Annotated in this window: 15 protein-coding genes; 8 read left to right on the top strand and 7 right to left on the bottom strand. The window is 70.2% G+C overall.

The window, feature by feature from the left end; genetic code table 11:
• Window positions 1-43: 43 nt before the first annotated feature.
• A complete protein-coding gene (locus tag CSC62_RS11170) occupies window positions 44-421 on the top strand; it encodes a DUF4870 domain-containing protein (protein WP_162406317.1) in 378 nt (125 codons plus the stop codon).
• A 457-nt stretch (window positions 422-878) separates the two neighbouring features.
• Here the strand turns inward: CSC62_RS11170 and CSC62_RS11165 are convergent, their stop codons facing one another.
• From CSC62_RS11165 to CSC62_RS11145, 5 genes are read right to left on the bottom strand one after another with little or no spacing between them, the layout of a single operon-like run.
• Window positions 879-1754, bottom strand: a complete 876-nt coding sequence (locus CSC62_RS11165; protein ID WP_162406315.1) for a polyprenyl synthetase family protein — start codon at window positions 1752-1754, stop codon at window positions 879-881.
• Window positions 1744-2001: an exodeoxyribonuclease VII small subunit gene (locus CSC62_RS11160; RefSeq protein WP_162406313.1), complete on the bottom strand. Its 258-nt coding sequence runs from the start codon at window positions 1999-2001 to the stop codon at window positions 1744-1746. The genes CSC62_RS11165 and CSC62_RS11160 overlap by 11 nt, the downstream gene beginning before the upstream one ends.
• 48 nt (window positions 2002-2049) lie before the next feature.
• Window positions 2050-3477, bottom strand: coding sequence for a tRNA lysidine(34) synthetase TilS (gene tilS / locus CSC62_RS11155; RefSeq protein ID WP_162406311.1), 1428 nt, complete (start codon window positions 3475-3477; stop codon window positions 2050-2052).
• A gap of 26 nt (window positions 3478-3503) precedes the next feature.
• On the bottom strand, window positions 3504-3692 hold the full coding sequence (locus CSC62_RS11150; RefSeq protein WP_162406300.1) for a hypothetical protein: 189 nt from the start codon (window positions 3690-3692) through the stop codon (window positions 3504-3506).
• 51 nt (window positions 3693-3743) lie between these two features.
• Window positions 3744-4703 carry an acetyl-CoA carboxylase carboxyltransferase subunit alpha gene (locus CSC62_RS11145; protein WP_162406298.1) on the bottom strand — a complete coding sequence of 320 codons (960 nt, stop codon included), beginning with the start codon at window positions 4701-4703 and terminating at the stop codon, window positions 3744-3746.
• A gap of 251 nt (window positions 4704-4954) precedes the next feature.
• On the opposite strand from CSC62_RS11145, the gene CSC62_RS11140 reads away from it, so the two are divergent.
• The 5 genes from CSC62_RS11140 (at window position 4955) to CSC62_RS11120 (ending at window position 9203) form a co-directional block, all read left to right on the top strand.
• Window positions 4955-6304: an MFS transporter gene (locus tag CSC62_RS11140; protein ID WP_162406296.1), complete on the top strand. Its 1350-nt coding sequence runs from the start codon at window positions 4955-4957 to the stop codon at window positions 6302-6304.
• A gap of 25 nt (window positions 6305-6329) precedes the next feature.
• On the top strand, window positions 6330-7295 hold the full coding sequence (locus CSC62_RS11135) for a glycoside hydrolase family 43 protein (protein ID WP_162406294.1): 966 nt from the start codon (window positions 6330-6332) through the stop codon (window positions 7293-7295).
• Entirely contained in the window at window positions 7292-8398 is a 1107-nt protein-coding gene (locus tag CSC62_RS11130; protein WP_211368979.1) for an arabinan endo-1,5-alpha-L-arabinosidase, read from the top strand. Before CSC62_RS11135 ends, CSC62_RS11130 begins: the two co-directional genes overlap by 4 nt.
• Before the next feature lie 222 nt (window positions 8399-8620).
• Entirely contained in the window at window positions 8621-8905 is a 285-nt protein-coding gene (locus CSC62_RS11125; protein ID WP_162406292.1) for a type II toxin -antitoxin system TacA 1-like antitoxin, read from the top strand.
• A 1-nt stretch (window position 8906) separates the two neighbouring features.
• Window positions 8907-9203: a type II toxin-antitoxin system RelE/ParE family toxin gene (locus CSC62_RS11120; protein WP_162406290.1), complete on the top strand. Its 297-nt coding sequence runs from the start codon at window positions 8907-8909 to the stop codon at window positions 9201-9203.
• 71 nt (window positions 9204-9274) lie between these two features.
• Here CSC62_RS11120 and CSC62_RS11115 read toward each other — a convergent pair whose 3' ends face one another.
• A complete protein-coding gene (locus CSC62_RS11115; protein ID WP_162406288.1) occupies window positions 9275-10831 on the bottom strand; it encodes an alpha-N-arabinofuranosidase in 1557 nt (518 codons plus the stop codon).
• 76 nt (window positions 10832-10907) lie between these two features.
• Window positions 10908-13730, bottom strand: a complete 2823-nt coding sequence (locus CSC62_RS11110; RefSeq protein WP_162406286.1) for a TonB-dependent receptor — start codon at window positions 13728-13730, stop codon at window positions 10908-10910.
• A gap of 606 nt (window positions 13731-14336) precedes the next feature.
• Between CSC62_RS11110 and CSC62_RS11105 the strand changes: the two genes are divergently transcribed.
• Both CSC62_RS11105 and CSC62_RS11100 read left to right on the top strand, forming a co-directional pair.
• Window positions 14337-15395, top strand: coding sequence for an aldose epimerase family protein (locus CSC62_RS11105; RefSeq protein WP_162406284.1), 1059 nt, complete (start codon window positions 14337-14339; stop codon window positions 15393-15395).
• A gap of 14 nt (window positions 15396-15409) precedes the next feature.
• A complete protein-coding gene (locus CSC62_RS11100; protein ID WP_162406282.1) occupies window positions 15410-15763 on the top strand; it encodes a TfoX/Sxy family protein in 354 nt (117 codons plus the stop codon).
• Window positions 15764-15776: the final 13 nt, after the last annotated feature.

Here is a 15776-nt window from a genome sequence, read left to right as displayed (position 1 = left end):
GGATGCGCAGCGTCCACCACCACACCAACTCTCGGGGAATCAGATGAGCGAATTCGACAACGTCACCGCACCGCCGCCCGCGCCCGCCGGCGGTTCCTCCAACGACGACCGCACCGTGGCCATGCTGGTCCACCTGTCGGCGATCATCCTCGGCTTCATCGTTCCGCTGATCGTGTGGCTGATCAACAAGGACAAGCCGGAAAAGGCATTCCTGACCGACCAGTCCAAGGAAGCGCTGAACTTCAACATCACCCTGCTGTTCGTCTACATCATCGGCACCGTGCTGACGGTGATCCTGATCGGCGCGCTGATCAACCTGGCCGCCTGGATCGCCTGCATCGTACTGAGCATCATCGCCGGCCTGGCCGCGAACAAGGGCGAGGCCTACCGTTACCCGTTCGCGATCCGCCTGATCAAGTAATCCATCGGCGGATGCGATTTCGACGGGGCCCGGGAAACCGGGCCCCGTTTTTTGTGGCCCTCACCAAGGGGGTGTGCGCTGTCCTGCTTGGAAAGCAGGCGGGCGGGAAGGTTTTGTCGCGGCGGTGCGGCACGATGCCTGCTGCCGCTCATGTCCCCCGGCTGCGGCCCGCGGCCGCAACCTCCTCCTTTACTTCCCGTCAGCAGGCATCGCACCGCACCGCTTCACCTGCATCGGCCGCCGAACGGAAGGCGGAGGCGCTGCATGCTTTCCGTGCGGCCGCCAACCAGGCTGGAGCGCTTTGGCGCATGGCCTGCCGACGGGAAGTAAAGGAGGAGGAACCGGCTTCATCGGTTCCGGGGGACATGAGCGGCGGCAGGCCATGTGCCAAAGCGCCGCAGCCATCTATCGGCCTCACCCCGCAGCGGGGAATGACCCACACGCCGCAGGAGAAGGCTCAGTGCGTGCGCTTGACCGCCAGTTCGCCGAGCGCGGCCAGCAGGGCGGCGCGTTCGCCGAGCGGCGCCAGCGCTTCGTCCATCTCCACCGCCAATTGCTCCAGCCGGGCGCGGGCGCCGTCCATGCCCAGCAAGGCCGGGTAGGTGGACTTGGCCTGGGCCGCGTCCTTGCCGGCGGTCTTGCCCAGTTGCTCGGAGCTGGCCTCGACGTCGAGGATGTCGTCGCGGACCTGGAAGGCCAGGCCCAGCGCGGCGGCATAGCGGTCCAGCCTTTCCAGCGTGGCCGTGTCGGCGCCGCCGGCCAGGGCGCCGATGCGCACCGCGGCGCGGATCAGGGCGCCGGTCTTGAGCGCGTGCATGTGCTGCAGCCCCTCCAGCGGCTGGATCCGGCCGGTGGCGTCGATGTCCAGCGCCTGGCCGCCGCACATGCCGGCCACGCCGGAGGCGTCGGCCAGCGCCCGCACCCAGTCGATCCGCAGCTGCGCCGGGGCGTCGGCCGCGGCCAGGGCTGAGAAGGCCAGGGTCTGCAGGGCGTCGCCGGCCAGGATCGCGGTGGCCTCGTCGAAGGCCACGTGCACGGTCGGAAGGCCGCGGCGCAGGTCGTCGTCGTCCATCGCCGGCAGGTCGTCGTGGACCAGCGAGTAGGCGTGGACCAGTTCCACCGCCGCGGCCGCCACGTCCAGCGCGGCCTCGTCGGCGCCCAGGGCGGTGCCGGCGGCGTAGACCAGCAGGGGGCGCATGCGCTTGCCGCCGCCGAGGCTGGCGTGGCGCATGGCCGCGTGCAGGCGCGCGGGCGCGCGGCCGGGGTCGGGCAGCAGGCGTTCGAGCGTGGCTTCGGTGCGCGCGGCCCAGCGCGCGAACGCCTCAGCCGCCATCGCCGGCCGCGAACGGCTGCGAGGCGTCGGGCTGTTCCGGGTCGGTGAGCAGGCGTACGCGCAGTTCGGCCTGTTCCAGCGCGCTCTGGCAGCGGCGGTAGAGGCCGACGCCGCGCTCGTAGGCGGCCAGCGAATCCTCCAGGCTCATCTCGCCCTGTTCCATCTTCTCGACCAACTGTTCCAGCTCGTCCAGCGACTGCTCGAACTGGGCGACCGGGGAGGCATCGGGGGCTGCGTTCTTCGGCATGGGCGAAGTGTGCGCGGTGGCGCCGGGAGGGTCAACGCGGGACGGAGGTCAGGTGGCGCCGGGCGGCTGCCAGGCCAGGCGCAGGCCATGCGCGCGCAGCCACGCTTCCAGCGGTGCGGCGCAGGCGATGTCGCCGGCCGCCAGGACCGATTTGTCGTTGCCGGACGCGACCACCAGCAACGGCAGGTGGGCGCGCCGCCAGGGTGGCACGCCGCGTTCCTGCAGCACGTGCTTGAGCGCGTGCGAATGGGTGCGGCCGGGCAGGACGATGCGCTCGCCACCGCGGCGTGCGCGCACCCGCAGGGGCGCGTCGAAGCCGGTGCCACGTGGATCGCCGTCGTCGCGGGCGTCGTTGCCATGGGTGCCGGCGTCGCCAGCCTGCAGCCACAGGCGGCCGCCGTCGGGCAGGTCCAGCGGCGTGCGGCCGTCCCAGAGGACGGACCAGTCGGACGGAAGCGACGCACGCAGCCGGTCGGCATGCAGCCAGCCGCGCCAGCGCAGGATCCGCGCACCGGACCAGGCGAAGGCGGCTTCGGCATCGGCGCGTGCGCCCAGCAGTTCGGCTTCGATCCGCTCGATGCCGCGGGCCGGCAGGCGCGGCAGGCCGAGTTCGCGCACCCAGCGGCGCAACAGCCGGGCGCGGCGGGCGGGCGGCTGGGCGAGCAGGCCGGCCAGGTCCAGGGTGCGACCCGCGTCGCCCTGCGGCCCGCGGCCATGGTCCGCGCCGGTCGTTCCGGGCATGCGCCCGGTTTCGCCGCCCAGGACGTCCAGCAAAGCGGCATCGTCGGCGTCGAGCAGGGCGTCGGTCTGGGCGGAGAGTTCCGCGCTGCGGGCCAGGGCGGCGGTCGCGTGCGGCCAGCGCCGCTGCAGCATCGGCAGCACCTGCAGGCGCAGGAAGTTGCGGTCGGGATCGGGCAGGGCGTTGCTGGGATCCTCGATCCATTCGAGCGCGTGCGCCTGCGCCCAGGCCCGCAGCGTCGCGCGCGGCAGCGCCAGCAGGGGCCGCCAGTGCCAGCCGCCGGCGAAGCGGCGCCAGGACCGCATCGCGCCGAGCCCTTCCGGGCCGGAGGCGCGCAGCGCACGCAGCAGGAAGGTCTCGGCCTGGTCGTCCAGGTGGTGGGCGGTGGCCAGGGTCTCGCCCGGGTCGAGGGCGGCGGCCAGCGCCGCATAGCGCGCCTCGCGCGCGGCCGCCTCGATCCCATGGCCGCCGTCGCGCGGCACCTGCACGCGCAGCACCTCCAGCGCCACCCCGAGTGCGGCGGCCTGGTGGGCGCAATGCTCGGCCCAGGCATCGGCCGCGGCCTGCAGGCCATGATGGACGTGGAGTGCGCGCAGGCCCCGCGCGCGCAAGGCGGGATCGGCGGCCAGCCGGTGCAGCAGCACGGTCGAGTCGAGGCCGCCGCTGAAGGCCACGACCAGCGTGCCGCCGGCCGCGGCCGGCAACGCGTCGAGCGGGATCGGGAGCGAGGCGACCATCGTCGCCATGGTAGCCGCGGCCGCGCTCAGCGCAGCTGGCGCAGGATCACCGCCAGCGCGCAGATCCAGCACACCGCCACGAACCAGGCCAGTACCCAGCCCTGGTTGAGGCCGCGCCGGTGCCGGAACCGGCGATTGACCACCAGCGCCGCCAGCAGCGGCAGCACGAACAGCGCCAGGGGCAGGATCCAGCCTTCGGGCAGGTGCGGATTCATGGCGTATCCGGTTGGGCGGGCCGCCGCCGGCCGGGGAAGGATAGCGCCGGCTCAGGCCGCCTCGTACGCTCCGTAGCCACGCATGCGCTCGTAGCGGCGCTGCAGCAGCTGCTCGACCGGGATCCGCTCCAGCGCGTCCAGCTCGTTGAGCAGGACCGCCTTCAACCGGCGCGCCATCTGCTTCGGGTTGCGGTGGGCGCCGCCGGTGGGCTCGCGCACCACCTTGTCGACCAGGCCCAGGTTCTTGAGCCGGCCGGCGGTCAGGTTCAGCTGCTCGGCCGCGTCCTTGGCCCGGCCGGCGTCCTTCCACAGGATCGAGGCGCAGCCTTCCGGCGAGATCACCGAGTAGGTGCTGTATTCGAGCATGACCGTGCTGTCGCCTACGCCAATAGCCAGCGCGCCGCCCGAGCCGCCCTCGCCGATCACGGTGCAGACCACCGGGATCCTCAGCTCGGCCATCTCCAGCAGGTTGCGGGCGATGGCCTCGGACTGGCCGCGCTCCTCGGCGTCGATCCCCGGCCAGGCGCCGGCGGTGTCGATGAAGGTCAGCAGGGGCAGGCCGAAGCGCTCGGCCAGCTTCATCAGCCGCAAAGCCTTGCGGTAGCCCTCGGGCTTGGGCATGCCGAAGTTGCGGCGGATCTTCTCCTTGGTGTCGCGGCCCTTCTGGTGGCCGATCACCACCACCGGGCGACCGTCGATCCGGGCCAGGCCGCCGACAATGGCCTTGTCGTCGGCGAAGGCGCGGTCGCCGTGCAGTTCCTGGAACTCGTCGCAGATCACCCGCAGGTAGTCCTGGGTGTAGGGCCGGGCCGGGTGGCGGGCCAGTTGCGAGACCTGCCAGGGGCTGAGATCGCGGAAGATCTGGGCGGTGCGCTTGCGCAGCTTGTCCTGGAGGGCGTGCACCTCGGCGTCCACGTTGACCGCCGGGCCGGTGCTGGCGCTGCGCAGTTCCTGGATCTTGGCTTCCAGGTCGGCGATGGGCTGCTCGAAATCAAGGTAGTTCGGGTTCATCGGGAACCGGGTCGTGCAGGAAGCCGGGGAGTGTAGCCGAAGGGCCTGGATCGGACCGGACCGTACGGTATGGAGGCGGGGCGGTGAGACATGCTATTTCCGGCATGGCAAGCGACGATTTATGTATTTGTTGCATATCGGCCTCCCGACCAGAATGGGCCTGCCCGGGAGGGGGGAGCTTCCCCGCGGCCGGCACCGCCGGCGCGGCAGGGCAAGGCCGTCACCACCGGCGGCGCGCTCGAGGAGGGGCAATGCAGGACCAGAAGCTTTCGGTACTGGAGAAGGTCGGCTTCGGCGCCGGTGACATGGCGGTCAACGTCGTGTTCTCGTCGATGATGCTGATCATCACGTTCTTCTACACGGACGTGTTCGGCCTGCGGCCCGTCGATGTGGGCCTGCTGTTCATCGTGGTGCGGATGATCGACGCGGTCGCCGACCCGCTGATGGGCCTGGTCACCGACCGCGTCGAAACCCGCTGGGGCCGCTACCGGCCGTGGTTCCTGGTGATGGCGGTGCCGTTCGGGCTGGCGGTCGTGCTGACCTTCACCACCCCGGACCTGGACTACAACCTCAAGCTGGTCTGGGCCTACGCCACCTACCTGCTGGTGATGCTGGTGTTCACTGCGGTCACCATCCCCTACATCTCCCTGGTCGGGGTGCTCACCGCCGACCCGAAGGAGCGGCTGGTGGCCAACGGCTACCGGCTGTTCTTCGCCAAGATCGCCGCGTTCCTGGTCACGATCCTGGTGCCGGTGCTGGCCGTGCGCTGGGGTGGGGCCGACCTGGCCCGCGGCTACCAGCTGGCGATGGGGCTGATGGGCGCGCTGGCCACCGTGCTGTTCCTGTTCTGCTTTTTCACCACCACCGAGCGGGTGCGCCACCAGGTCGATCGCACGCCCCTGCGCGAACAGCTGCGCCTGCTGCTGCGCAACGACCAGTGGCTGCTGCTGTGCGCGGTGTGCGTCATCGGCACGATCGGCTACGTGATCCGCGGCTCGGTCGCGGCCTACTACGCCAAGTACTACCTGGGCGGCGACGCGAAGCTGCTGTCGGCGTTCCTGACCACCGGCGTGGTCGCCGCGATCCTGGCCATGCCGGCCTCGACCTGGATCACCCGCCGCTGGTGCAAGGTCGCGCTGTTCCGCTGGAGCCAGCTGGCGGTGGGCGTGCTGAGCGTGGCGATGTACCTGCTGGTCGGGCCCGGCGACGTGGCCCTGGCCTTCGTCCTCTACTTCCTGGTGTGCTTCATCGTCGACCTGCACGCGCCGGTGTTCTGGTCGGCGATCGTGGAGGCGGTCGACTACGGCCACGCCCGCAGCGGCAAGCGCGTGGCGGGCCTGGCGATGGGCGGGATCTCGTTCTGCCAGAAGGCCGGCATGGGCATCGCCGGGGCCATCGTCGGCTGGCTGCTGGCCTGGTTCCAGTACGTGCCCGACCGGCCGCAGGGGCCGGCGGCGATGGCCGGCATCGCCCTGATGCTGACCGTGATCCCGGGCCTGTTCCATGCGCTGATGGGCGCGGTGATGTTCCGCTACCGGATCACCGACGGCTACTACCAGCAGATCAAGCGGCAGATCGTGCCGGACACGCCGGCGGCCTGAGCGCCGCCTCCACGCGGAAGATTCCATGAAGCTGAGCAACCCCTTCATCCTCCAGCGCGCCGACCCGCACGTCTGCCGGCACGACGGCCACTACCACTTCACCGCCTCGGTGCCCGAGTACGACCGGGTGGTCCTGCGCCGCGCGCCGACCCTGGCCGGGCTGGCCGCGGCGGAGGAGAAGACCCTGTGGACCGCACCGGCCGAAGGCCCGGCCAGTTCCCTGGTCTGGGCGCCGGAGCTGCACCGGGTGGACGGGGTGTGGCACGTCTATTTCGCCGCCGCGCCCTCGCGGCAGATCAAGGACGGGCTGTTCCAGCACCGCATGTACGCGCTGCGCAACCCGGCGGCCGATCCGATGCAGGGGCAGTGGGCGTTCGCCGGCCAGGTCGACAGCGGGATCGACGCCTTCTGCCTGGACGCGACCCGCTTCGAGCACCGCGGCCGCGCCTACTACCTGTGGGCGCAGAAGCACCCGGACATCCCAGGCAATTCAAATCTCTACATCGCGCCGATGCGCGACGGCACCCGGATCGAGGGCAAGCCGGTGCTGCTGACCCGGCCGGAGTTCGACTGGGAAGTGCAGGGTTTCCTGGTCAACGAGGGGCCCTCGGTACTCATCCGCCACGGCAAGGTGTTCGTCAGCTATTCGGCCAGCGCCACCGACGAGCGCTACGCAATGGGCCTGCTGTGGGCCGATGCCGACGCCGACCTGCTCGATCCGGCCAGCTGGCACAAGTCGCCGCGGCCGGTGTTCGTGAGCGATCCGGAGCGCGAGGTATACGGCCCGGGGCACAACAGCTTCACCGTGGCCGAGGACGGGGTCACCGACCTGCTGGTCTACCACGCGCGCAACTACCGCCAGATCGAGGGTGATCCCCTGTGGAATCCGGACCGGCACGCCTGCGTGCAGCCGCTGCAATGGGATGCGGACGGAATGCCGGTGTTCGGCCGGCCCTTGCGCGAGGTCGAGATCCCGGGGGCGGCGGCATGAGCGCGCGCAGCGGAGCCGGCGACGACGTCCGTCCGCTGTGGCGGCCGCGGCTTCGCGCGCTGGCGCTGGCACTGGTGGTCGCTGTGCCGGCACCGGTCATCGCCGCCACGCCGCCGGCCAACAACGACGACATGATGGCCGCCCCGCCGGTGGCCGCGCCGCGGCCGGGCTACCACGCCGACGTGCTGGCCCACGATCCGGTGATGATCCGCGAGGGCGACACCTGGTACCTGTTCATCACCGGCCCGGGCGTGAGCGTCTACAGCTCGAAGGACCTGCGCACCTGGAAGGCCGAGCCGCCGGTGTTCGCGCAGATCCCGGCCTGGGCCTACGAGATCGTGCCGGACTTCAACGGCCACATCTGGGCGCCGGACATCTCGTACCACGACGGCACCTACCATCTCTATTACTCGATCTCCACCGGCGGCAAGAACACCTCGGCGATCGGGGTGGCGACCAGCCGCACCCTGGATCCTTCCAGCGCGGACTTCGGCTGGACCGACCACGGCATCGTCCTGCGCTCGGTGCCGCACCGGGACCTGTGGAACGCGATCGACCCGAACCTGGTCGAGGACGAGGTCGGGCAGCCGTGGCTGGCGTTCGGTTCGTTCTGGGGCGGGTTGAAGCTGGCCAGGCTGGCGCCGGACCGGCTGCGCCTGGCCGAGCCGCAGGAATGGCACACGCTGGCCAAGCGCGAGCGTTCGGTGCTGGAGGACGATGCGTCGCCGGAGCCGGGCGCGATCGAGGCGCCGTTCGTGTTCCGCAAGGGCGGCTGGCACTACCTGTTCGTCTCCTTCGACCACTGCTGCCGGGGCGCGAAGAGCGACTACCGGATCATGGTCGGCCGCTCGCGCACGCTGCAGGGACCGTACCTGGACCGGGAGGGGCGGCGCATGGACCAGGGCGGCGGCAGCGAGGTGCTGCGCGGCACCGCGCGCTGGCCGGGGCCAGGGCACAACAGCGCTTACACCTTCGACGGCAAGGATTACCTGGTCTTCCACGCCTACGACGTCGAGGACGGTGGCCGGCCGAAGTTGAAGGTGCTGCCGATGGCCTGGGATGCCGAAGGCTGGCCGCAGGTGGACGCCTCGGCCTTGAGGTAGGGCGCCGTCCGCGATAGGAGCCGGTCCGGCGCCCGTGGGGTGGGTGCGTCACGGATGCCCGTTTTTTACGCAGACGTGTCCGCGATGATGGCCGCCGGTAAGACCGGCTCCTACAGGTGCCATGCTTCGGTGCACGTCCGCGCTGTCACGTCGTCCCGTCGCCCTGTGGTCATGTATCACACATGTGCTACATTGCGTCCGGATCCCCGGCGGAGCACGAGCATGAGCACGACCACCATCCGCTTGTCCGAAGAGCTCAAGGCCCGCATCGCACGGGTGGCGAAGGAAGCGGGTACCACTTCACACAACTTCATCCTCGAGGCGATCGCGGAGAAGGCCGAACAGGCCGAGCAACGGGCTGCTTTCCATGCCTTGGCGGACGCACGCTACGCGCGTTTCCTGGAGTCGGGCGAGAGCATCCCTTGGGAAGACGCGCGCGACTATCTGAAGGACAGGCTCGCCGGGAAGCCCGTGAAGCGTCCCGTTGCCCGCAAGCCCGGCCGCTGACGTGGCACATGTCAGCCTGGACCCGGGCGTGCTCGAGGATCTGGATCGAATCATCGATCACCTCCGTGACCACGACAGCCAGGCCATCGAGACACGCGTCGCTGCCATCGTCAGTGCCTTCGATGTTCTCAGGGACAATCCGCTGATCGGGCGTCCGACCCGCGGCGAGCGGCGTGAACTCCTGATCGGCCGGGGTGTGCAGGGTGATGTGGCCCTGTACCGGTATCTGCCGGTGATCGATACGGCCCTGGTACTGGCGATCCGCGCCCAGCGCGAAGGCGGCTACGGGCGCGACTGAGGGCTGGCGGTGCAAGCGCAAAAGGACAGGGCGCCGGAGCGCCCTGTCCTTTCGCCGGCGGGAGGCCTGGTTCACTCCAGCCGCAGCACCACCACCGACTTCGGCGGCAGGGCCACCTTCAGCGCGCCGCCATCGAGACGGGCGCCCTCGAAGGCGGTCGGCCGCACGCTCTCGGGCGCCTCGAAGGTGTTGTGCGCGGTGATCGATCCGGCGGTCAGCACCCGCCCGGACACCGAGGCGGCGCGCAGGCCGTTCACCGCCGCCGAAACATCCGCGGCGCGGTCGGGATCGAGGTTGGTCAGGGCCACGTAGACCTTGCCGTCCTTGCCGCGCACCGCCGAGCCGTGCACCGCCGGGACCGAGACTTCGCCGTGGCGGTACTGCGGCGCCTCGATCTCCAGCGGCAACCGGGTCGCGTCCTGCCAGGGCAGGTACATCTCGAACACGTGGTAGGTCGGAGTCAGCAGCATCTGCGCGTCCCGGGTCAGGATCATCGCCTGCAGCACGTTCACCATCTGCGCGATGTTGGCCATCTTCACCCGGTCGGCGTGGGCGCTGAATATGTCGAAGTGCAGGGAGGCGACCAGGGCGTCGCGCAGGGTGTTCTGCTGGTGCAGGAAGCCCGGGTTCACGCCTTCGAGGCCGGCGTACCAGGTGCCCCATTCGTCCACGTACAGCGCGACCTTCTTCTCAGGGTCGTACTTGTCCATGATCGCGCCGTGCTTGCGGATCAGTTCGTCCATGCGCAGGGCGCCGGACAGGGTCTCGATCCAGGCGGCCTCGTCGAACTCCAGGGACGAGCCGCGCGGCGGCCAGCCGCCGGGGATGGTGTAGTAGTGCAGCGACAGCGCATCCATGTGCTTGCCGGCGATGCGCATCATCGTCTCGGTCCAGTGGTAGTCGTCGACGTTGGCGCCGGCGGCGACCTTGGCGACGCGCTGGCCGGCCGGGACCTTGACGAAGGTCTGGTACTGGCGGTGCAGGTTGGCCGCCTGCTCGGCGGTGAGGTTGCCGCCGCAGCCCCACATCTCGTTGCCGATGCCGAAGTAGGGCAGCTTCCAGGGCTGGTCGCGGCCGTTGCGGCGGCGCTCCTCGGCCAGCGAGGACTTGCCCTCGTAGGTCATGTACTCGACCCATTCGGCCATCTCCCGCGGCGAGCCGCTGCCGACGTTGCCGGATACGTAGGGATCGGTGCCGATCAGCTCGGCGAAGTCCATGAACTCGTGGGTGCCGAAGCTGTTGGGCTCGGTGACGCCGCCCCAGTGGGTGTTGATCTTGACCCTGCGGGTGGCGCGCGGGCCGACGCCGTCGCGCCAGTAGTACTCGTCGGCGAAGCAGCCGCCGGGCCAGCGCACCACCGGTACCTTGAGCGCGCGCAGGGCGGCGACCACGTCGTTGCGGTAGCCGCGGGTGTTGGGGATCTTCGAGTCCTCGCCGACCCAGATGCCGCCGTAGATGCCGTAGCCCAGGTGTTCGGCGAACTGGCCGAAGATGTTCCGGCTGACGGTGTCGCCAGGCTGGTCGGCGCGCAGGGTGGCTTTGGCCTGGACCCGGTCCTGGGCGCCGGCGATGCCGGCGGCGAGCAGGGCGGAGGTCAGCGCCAGCGTGCGCAGGGTCTGCTTCAGCATGTCTTGCCTCGGAGGTTGCGGAGCGGAGGTGGCCGAGCGGCAGTGCCCGGGCGCTCGGTGCGCCCGGGCCGGCGGCTCAGAAGCGGTAGCGCAGTCCCAGGGCGAAGGTCCGGCTGTACAGCGCGCTGCCGAAGTTGTGGGTGCCCGGGTACTGGTAATAGCTCTGGTACAGCTCGTTGGTCAGGTTGGTGGCGTCGAAGGTCACCGTCCAGTCGTCGCTGGCATCGTAGCTGAGCTGGAAGTCCATGCTGCTCTCGGCGTTGAAGTACACGCCCAGCGGGTTGGCGAACAGCGCCGCCTCGTAGTGGTGCAGGAAGTCGTCGCGCCAGACGTAGGACAGGCGGGCCGAGAAGCGGCTCTTCTCGTAGGCCAGGACCACGCTGTAGGAACTGTCGGAGATGCCGAACATCGGCGTGGACTGCGAGCCGACGACCTCGCCGGCGCTGTTGGTGACCGGGATGTCCTGGCTGGAGTCCAGCGCGGTGTAGCTGGCCTGCACGCCCAGGCCGTCGAGCAGGCCGGGCAGGTTCTCCGGGAAGTAGACCAGGCCCAGCTCCAGGCCCTCGAGCTTGCCGTCGGAGGCGTTGTCCGGCTGGGTCAGGATGTAGTCGTAGCCGTCCCAGGTCACCCGCCGGCGGAAGTCGCTGACCATGCCCTCGATGTCGCGCCGGAACAGGGTGCCGTAGATCGCGCTGCCCGGGGCGAAGTACCACTCCAGCGACAGGTCGTAGTTCTTCGACTCGGTCGGCTTGAGGTTCGGGTTGCCGCCGCTGGCGGTGCCGTAGCCGATGTTGGTCACGTCCTCGACGTAGATGATGTTGGGGTTGAGCTGGGCGAAGCCGGGGCGGCGCAGGGTCTGGCCGTAGGCCAGGCGCAGCATCAGGTCGGGGGTGAAGCTGTAGCGCAGCATCAGGCTGGGCAGCAGCTTGGAGGCGCTGGCCGAGGCACTGCCGGCGCCGAAGGTCATGTCGGTCTCGACGTTGACGTAGCGCAGGCCGACCTGGCCGTCCAGGCCGAACTCGGTGGCGAACTCGCCCTGCAGGTAGGCCGCGGTGGTGGCCTCGCCGACGTTGAAGTTCTCGGCCAGGACCAGCTGGTCGCTGGTGTCCAGGCCGTACAGCTCGCGGAAGGCGTCGGCGTTGGCCCGGATGTAGTGGCCGTTGGGCACGATCCACGAGGTCGGCACGTCGGAGCGGCCGTCGAAGAAGCCGCTGTTGACCCAGGCCAGGCCCGGGTTACCGGCGAAGGTGCAGGCGGCCAGGGCGCGGTCGCAGCCGCCGGCGTCGGCGGTGCGCTGGCCCTCGCTGGCGTTGCGGTCGTCGTGGCGCAGGCCGAAGGTGATCCGGTGCAGCGGACCCCACTCCGCGGCGTAGTCGCCGTCGAAGGTGAAGGTGGTGGCGTCGCCGCGCGAGTAGTTGGCGTTGTCGTAGAGCTGGGCGATGCCCCATTGCGCCGGGTCGGCGCTGTTGCTCTCGTCGATGTCCGGGGTGGCCGGGTCGTCGTTGAAGCCGAAGCCGGGCACGCCGCCGCCCTGGTTGAAGTCGACCCAGACCTCGCGGGTCACCCGGTCGGCGCGCATGGCGAAGAAGTCGGACTCGAAGTCGCTTTCCTGGTAGGTCAGCTCGGACTTGAGCTTGAGCCGGTCGCCCACCTCCCACTTGCCGCCCAGGGCGTAGAGGTAGCTGTCGGTCTTGCCGGTGGACAGGTCGCCGCTGGTGAAGTTGTAGGGGAAGCCGACGGTGCGCGACTTCATGATGTTGGTGCCGGGGATCAGCTCGATGCTCTGGGCCGGGTTGTCGCCCAGCGCGCCCCACCAGTCGACGAAGGAGAACAGCAGCGAGTTGAACGACTCGTTGCGGTAGCCGTTGTAGAAGGCCTCGAACAGGTACTCGGAGCGCTCGTTCGGCGCCCACTGAAAGGAGACGTTGGCCGCCGGACGCTCGCGCTTGCCGGTGAGGTCGCTGGCGAAGATCGCATCGCGCGACAGCAGGTATTCGTACTGCTCGCCGTTGACCGGCACTGTGGCGCCGGCGTTGTACGGCAGGCCCGAGACCAGGCCCGGCTGCCACACTTCCTGGCCGTTGATCGAGGTCGGGATGCGCTCGTACGGCACGAAGCCGGCCGGTGCCTCGGCGCCGAAGAACGGCACCATCGCGCCGGCGGTCACGCTCTGGTCGCGGTAGTGGGTCTCGGCATAGGAGATGTTGGCCAGGGCGCCGAAGCGGCCGTTGCCGGTGTTCCAAGTGTTGGAGAACAGGGCGCTGACGTTGGGGTCGGCCTTGCCGGCCTGCTCCTGGTAGATGGTGCGCGCGGCCAGCACGACCTTGCTGCCGTCGAAGTCGAACGGGCGGTGGGTATGGATGTCGATCACGCCGGCGATGCCGGTCTCGATCAGGTCGGCCGAGCGGGTCTTGTAGATCTCGGTGCTGGCCAGCAGGCTGGCCGGGATGTCGGCCAGCGCGACCGCGCGGCCGGAGGCGGTGAAGATGTTGCGGCCGTTGATGGTGGTGGTGACGTCGTTGAGGCCGCGGATCGAGACCGTGGTCACCTCGCCGCCGCCGCGGTCGGTGGTCTGCACGCCCATCACCCTCTGCAGGGCCTCGACCAGGTTGTTGTCCGGGAACTTGCCGATGTCCTCGGCGACGATCGCGTCGACCAGCTGCATCGAGCCCTGCTTGAGCGCCAGCGCGCTCATCATGCTGGCGCGCATGCCGCGGACCTCGACCTTGTCCAGCTCGGTGGCGTCGGCGTTCGCCGCCGGGCAGGGGGCTTGCGGGTCTTCCGCGGTGGGGCAGAGGCGGGGCGCCTGCTGGGCCAGGGCCGGTGCGGCGGCCAGGGCCATGGCCAGCGCCGCGGGCAGGGCGGCCAGGCGCAGGGAACGCGGGTTCGGACGGTTCATCGCAGGGACTCCAAAAGCGTTGGGTGGATGGAGACGTGCAGCCGGGACGATGCGTTGGCGGCACCGTGCGGGCGATGGCCGGCGATGCCCGCAGGCATGCGGCGCGGGCGCCCGGGGACGTGCGGAAGCGACGGGTCGGAACCCGGGAAAGGCATGGGAAGGGCATCCGCGCCAAGGGCGCGCGCCGGGAGCGGCAGGACGGACGGCAACAGTCCGCCAGCGCGGCATGCACGCATGCCGTCGTCTATGAGCGTCGTCAACTCAACCCCTCCCGGTCTACTGCAGACGCGATCAACCCGAGTTGTCGCCGGGCGCATGGATCATGGCCGGCGTGTCCATCCGTGAATCGACGCACGGATTCGGCGCGTACGGGGATGGAGCAGGGCCGAGCATAGTGGCGCGTTCTATAACCTTCCAATGAATTTACGGAAGGCAAGGATGCAGGAACGGATATCGTTATCTGCCGCTATCCCGGTGGACACGGCCACCGGCGCCGGGATGCATTCCGGCGCACCCGCGATGCCCGTGCCGGCATGGTTGCGGCGCGGCGTGCCGACTATCCTTCTGGCCGCCGGAAAGGCCGGCCAGCAGCGACGCGGAGCGGGAATGGAACGGATCCGGCCTTTCGGCCAGCTCGACGACGGCACCGCGGTGCACGCCTACCGGCTCGGCGACGGCGACGGCCTGTGCGCGCAGATCCTGGACCTGGGCGGGATCCTCGCCCGGCTGCAGTTGCCGGTGGCGGACCGCCGGATCGACCTGGTCCTGGGCCTGGCCGATGCGCGCGCCTACTTCGCCGATCCGGGGTACCTGGGGATCCTGGTCGGGCGCTACGGCAACCGCATCGGCGGTGCGGCGTTCGCACTGGATGGCCGCGATTACCAACTGGCGGCGAACGAAGGCCGCCACCACCTGCACGGCGGCCTGCTCGGCTTCGGCCGCAGGCTGTGGACGGTGCGCGAGCATCGCCGCGACCTGCTGGTGCTGCATTACCGCTCGCCGGATGGTGAGGAAGGCTACCCGGGCAACCTCGAGGTCACCGCCAGCTACCGCCTGCATCCGGACCGGCTCGACCTGCGCTTCGAGGCGCGGACCGATGCGGCCACGCCGTTCAATCCCACCCACCATCCCTATTTCAACCTCGCCGGCGATCCGGCGGTGCCGGCCGCGGCGCAGTGGCTGCAGGTGCCTGCCGCCGGCTACCTGCCGGTGGACGCCGCGCTGATCCCCACCGGCGCGGTGGCCGCCGTGGCCGGCACGCCGTTCGACTTCCGCCGCGCGGCCACGCTGCACGCGAACGCCGATCCGGCCGATCCGCAGCTGCGCGCCGGCGGCGGCTACGACCACTGCCTGGTGCTGGACCCCGGGCACGGCTACTGCGCCGCGCTGTATTCGCCGCACAGCGGAGTGGCGATGCGCATCGACTGCGATGCGCCGGCGTTGCAGCTGTACGGCGGCCACGGCCTGGACATCCAGCATCCGGGCCTTGGGCGCGGCCTGTGCCTGGAGCCGCAGGACTATCCGGATGCGCCGAACCGGCCGGCGTTCCCGCCGGCGATCCTGCGCCCGGGGCAGACGTACCGGCGCGACATCGGCTACCGTTTCGCGGTGCCGGGGCGCGACCGCGACTGGAAGGCGGTGGCCGCGGCGCTCGAACTGCCCTGAAGGAGGCGCGCCGCATGGCCACCGACCGCGATTTCGTCGACTACGTGAGCGAGCAGGCCGGGCTCGGCGCGCGCCTGTCCAGCCGCAGGATGTTCGGCGAATACGCGTTCTACCTGGACGGCAAGGTGGTGGCCTTCGCCTGCGACAACAGCCTGTTCGTCAAGCCTTCTGCGGCGGCCGAGGAGCTGGCGCCCGACCTGCCGCGAAGACCGCCGTATCCGGGCGCCAAGGACTATCCGGTCGCCGACGAGCTGCTGGACGACGGCGAGGCGCTGCGCCGATTGCTCCTGCGCACGGCCGAGCTGATGCCGGCACCGAAGCCGGCCAGGCCCAGGGCCAAGCCCGCCACCACCGGGCGCAAGCGCTGAAGGACGGCCGCTG

It is taken from the genome of Pseudoxanthomonas jiangsuensis, assembly GCF_010093185.1.
Lineage (GTDB): Bacteria > Pseudomonadota > Gammaproteobacteria > Xanthomonadales > Xanthomonadaceae > Pseudoxanthomonas > Pseudoxanthomonas jiangsuensis.
The sequence above is the reverse complement of the archived record's forward strand: the minus strand, read 5'-3'. Positions and strand labels throughout refer to the sequence as shown.

Bases quoted from the DNA above. Each gene is read 5' to 3' on its own strand.
- CSC62_RS11165 (WP_162406315.1), bottom strand. From the start codon at position 1,754: ATGGCGGCTGAGGCGTTCGCGCGCTGGGCCGCGCGCACCGAAGCCACG.
- CSC62_RS11145 (WP_162406298.1), bottom strand. From the start codon at position 4,703: ATGAACCCGAACTACCTTGATTTCGAGCAGCCCATCGCCGACCTGGAA.
- CSC62_RS11160 (WP_162406313.1), bottom strand. From the start codon at position 2,001: ATGCCGAAGAACGCAGCCCCCGATGCCTCCCCGGTCGCCCAGTTCGAG.
- CSC62_RS11115 (WP_162406288.1), bottom strand. From the start codon at position 10,831: ATGCTGAAGCAGACCCTGCGCACGCTGGCGCTGACCTCCGCCCTGCTC.
- CSC62_RS11140 (WP_162406296.1), top strand. From the start codon at position 4,955: ATGCAGGACCAGAAGCTTTCGGTACTGGAGAAGGTCGGCTTCGGCGCC.
- tilS (WP_162406311.1), bottom strand. From the start codon at position 3,477: ATGGTCGCCTCGCTCCCGATCCCGCTCGACGCGTTGCCGGCCGCGGCC.
- CSC62_RS11130 (WP_211368979.1), top strand. From the start codon at position 7,292: ATGAGCGCGCGCAGCGGAGCCGGCGACGACGTCCGTCCGCTGTGGCGG.
- CSC62_RS11100 (WP_162406282.1), top strand. From the start codon at position 15,410: ATGGCCACCGACCGCGATTTCGTCGACTACGTGAGCGAGCAGGCCGGG.
- CSC62_RS11125 (WP_162406292.1), top strand. From the start codon at position 8,621: ATGAGCACGACCACCATCCGCTTGTCCGAAGAGCTCAAGGCCCGCATC.
- CSC62_RS11135 (WP_162406294.1), top strand. From the start codon at position 6,330: ATGAAGCTGAGCAACCCCTTCATCCTCCAGCGCGCCGACCCGCACGTC.
- CSC62_RS11110 (WP_162406286.1), bottom strand. From the start codon at position 13,730: ATGAACCGTCCGAACCCGCGTTCCCTGCGCCTGGCCGCCCTGCCCGCG.
- CSC62_RS11170 (WP_162406317.1), top strand. From the start codon at position 44: ATGAGCGAATTCGACAACGTCACCGCACCGCCGCCCGCGCCCGCCGGC.
- CSC62_RS11150 (WP_162406300.1), bottom strand. From the start codon at position 3,692: ATGAATCCGCACCTGCCCGAAGGCTGGATCCTGCCCCTGGCGCTGTTC.
- CSC62_RS11105 (WP_162406284.1), top strand. From the start codon at position 14,337: ATGGAACGGATCCGGCCTTTCGGCCAGCTCGACGACGGCACCGCGGTG.